Raw genomic sequence first — 2,837 nt, 5'->3', positions numbered from 1 at the left:
GTCACCGGCAAGGCGGGCGCGGGCCTGAGCGCCGCCGCCGCGCTGGTGGGCCTGGCCGCCCTGTACACCTCGGGCATGACCTATGCCCCGCCTGCCATGCCCGCCGTGCACAACGCCGCGCCGCTGGGGTTCTTCCTGCTGTCGGCGCTGCTGCTGGGAACATCCTTCGGCAGTTGGTTCGCGGGCGAAGGCAGCCAGCCCATGCTGCGCGCCGTGCTGCTGGGCAGCCTGGCAGTTGCGCTGGCCGTGTACATCATCGTGCCCTGCGTGTGGGCATCGGGCGGCACGGTGATGCAGATGACCGCGCGCGCGTGGCTGGCATCGCCCCTGTACTGGGCGCGGCTGGCGCTGGGCATCCTTGTGCCGCTGGTGGTGATGATCCGCAGCCCGCGCATCCCCCGCTGGATGGGACCGCTGGTGCTGCTGGGCGAACTGGCGGGCCGGGCGGTGTTCTTCGGAGCCACCGTGCATGCGGCGGTGAATCTGGGCATCCCGTATTGACGACGCCCCCTGCCACCGCATGCCCCTTGCCTGAATGAAAACGGGGCGGCGTTCTTCCAACGCCGCCCCGTGATACTTGCACAGGCTGCAACACGCTTGCAGCTAGTAACTTTCAACGGAATCCGCCAACGCCTCCGGCAAATCGCACGGGTCGTTCAGCAACAATTCCTGCGGCATGTCCATGGGGTGTCCCACCTCGCGCCCCTTGCGCAGGGCGATGACCGCGCGCAACTGCTGTCCTTCCTCCAGCCGGGGGTTCAGGGCCAGGGCGCGGCACAGAAAGCCGTTGGCCTTCTCGTAGTCGCCGGATTCGAACAGGGTGCGGGCGATGTTGTACAGCAGGTGGTCGTCCTTGGGCGCCAGCTGCGCGGCGCGGGCGTAGAAGCGCAGCGCCTCGCCGAACATGCGGTTTTTGCGCAGCCTGATGCCGAAGTCGTTGAACATGTGCTTGTGGCGCGGGTCGAAGGCGCCAGGCAGGGCGATGAGCCGCTGGAACACCTCACGGGCCTTGTCCAGGTCTTCGCGGGCAAGGTAGGTCAGCCCCAGCCCGAAGGTGGCCCGCACGTTCTGCTCGTCGATGGCCAGTGCGTTCTGGAACTCGAACTCGGCGCTCCAGGTCTCGCCGCGCTCGCGGTGGCGTTCACCGCGCGCGATGTGCCCGGCCAACTCGCGCATGGCCGGATAGACCTTCTCGTGGTAGACGGCGGGTTCGGGAATGTAGTCGAGGACCAGGTCCTCGTAGGTGAGGATGGTGGTCTCGCCGGTGGGCACGTGATTGTCGTTCAGCACCTGGGCATCGTAGCGACCGTCTTCGCGCTGGTTCACGTAAATCATCACGTTCTGCTGCACGGTACGCCGCGTTCCGCCGAAACCGATTTTCATGTCGGCCGTCGTGGAAAAGACCCCGCGCCTGGGCTTTTCGCCCAGCACTGGGAAATCCTTCACCATTTCCGCATCGACGTTCACGGCGTACCCCCGATTGGCTACAGCATGATGATAGCCTTGCATTGCCCCCCCGTAAACCCTGCTTGTGCACCCATAATCGGGTGAGGCACCTTTCCCCGTTGCGCCGGGCGGTGTATCCTGTCGGAAACCAGGAGGTTCCCATGCCCCGCAGCCTGTGCATCCACGGCCATTTCTATCAGCCTCCCCGCGAGGATCCGTGGCTGGATGATATTTTGCCCGAAGGTAGCGCAGCCCCCGCCACCGACTGGAACACCCGCATCCTGCGCGAAAGTTACGCCCCGCTGGGGTGGGCGCGCCGCCTGGACCGCGAGGGGCGCATCGGCGACATCCTGAACTGCTACGAATGGATCAGCTTCAACGCCGGCCCCACCCTGCTGCGCTGGATGGACCGCCACGCGCCGGACACCCTGCGCCGCATGGTGGAGGGCGACCGGACAAGCGCGGCGCGCTGGGGGCACGGCAACGCCATGGCCCAGGTGTACCACCACGTCATCATGCCCCTGGCCACCCAGCTTGACCGCGAGGTGGAAACCGCGTGGGCCGTGGCCGACTTTACCGCCCGGTTTGGCCGCGCGCCCGAGGGCATGTGGCTGCCGGAGGCCGCCGTGGACACCCCCACGCTGGAAACGCTGGCGGCGGCGGGCATCGCCTTCACCGTGCTGGCCCCGCGCCAGGCACGCGCCGTGGCAGCACTGGACGGCATCGAACAAGCCAATGCCGCGTGGCAGCCGGTGCACGAAGGCTCGCTGGACATCGGCCTGCCCTACCGGGCGGAACTGCCCTCTGGCCGGAGCATCGACATCTTTTTCTACGACGGCCCCATTTCGCGGGCCGTGGCGTTCGAGCAACTTTTGCGCGACGGCGAAATCTTCTGGCGCAGGCTGGCCGATGCCGCCCGCGCCCTGCCCGCCCCCCCCGGCGAGGAACGCGGCATTGGCGGCACTGACGGCGCCGATCCCGCAAATCGGGACCGCCTGCTGGCCGTGTGCACCGATGGCGAAACCTACGGCCACCACTTCACCTTTGGCGAAATGGCCCTGGCCCACGTGCTGGCCCAGGGGTATGCCGGACGCGACGGGGTGTCGCTGACCAATTTCTCGGCCTTCCGCCACCGCAACCCGCCGCGCATGCGGGTGCTGCTGCACGAACCTTCGTCGTGGAGTTGCGCCCATGGCGTGGAGCGCTGGCGCTCCGACTGCGGCTGCACCGACGGCGGGCACCCCGGCTGGAACCAGCACTGGCGCGGCCCCCTGCGTCAGGGGCTGGATGCGGTCAAGCAGGGGCTGGACGCCCACTTCGCCGCAGCCGGTGCCGCGCTGTTCCGCGAACCCAAGGCCGCCCTGCTGGCCTACGGCCAGGTGCTGGCCCTC

The 2,837-nt window shown here is 68.0% G+C and carries 2 protein-coding genes and 1 pseudogene; 2 read left to right on the top strand and 1 reads right to left on the bottom strand.

Annotation, left to right across the window (positions count from 1 at the left end; translation table 11 throughout):
* A pseudogene (locus FVW20_RS11725) lies at positions 1 to 501 on the top strand (molybdopterin-containing oxidoreductase membrane anchor subunit); the annotation flags it as partial.
* Between the two features lie 102 nt (positions 502 to 603).
* Here FVW20_RS11725 and FVW20_RS11720 read toward each other — a convergent pair.
* Entirely contained in the window at positions 604 to 1,383 is a 780-nt protein-coding gene (locus tag FVW20_RS11720; RefSeq protein ID WP_231039066.1) for a tetratricopeptide repeat protein, read from the bottom strand.
* Positions 1,384 to 1,607: 224 nt separating this feature from the next.
* Between FVW20_RS11720 and FVW20_RS11715 the strand changes: the two genes are divergently transcribed.
* The coding region (locus FVW20_RS11715; protein WP_196609754.1) for a DUF3536 domain-containing protein at positions 1,608 to 2,837 on the top strand (1,230 nt) is incomplete at its 3' end.

Origin of the sequence: Nitratidesulfovibrio oxamicus (genome assembly GCF_015731765.1) — a bacterium.
GTDB lineage: Bacteria > Desulfobacterota > Desulfovibrionia > Desulfovibrionales > Desulfovibrionaceae > Cupidesulfovibrio > Cupidesulfovibrio oxamicus.
Note: the sequence above shows the minus strand (reverse complement) of the source record. Positions and strands in the feature narration are given on the sequence as shown.

Excerpts from the sequence above, each read along its gene's own strand:
- FVW20_RS11720 (WP_231039066.1), bottom strand. The coding sequence starts at position 1,383 with ATGAAAATCGGTTTCGGCGGAACGCGGCGTACCGTGCAGCAGAACGTG.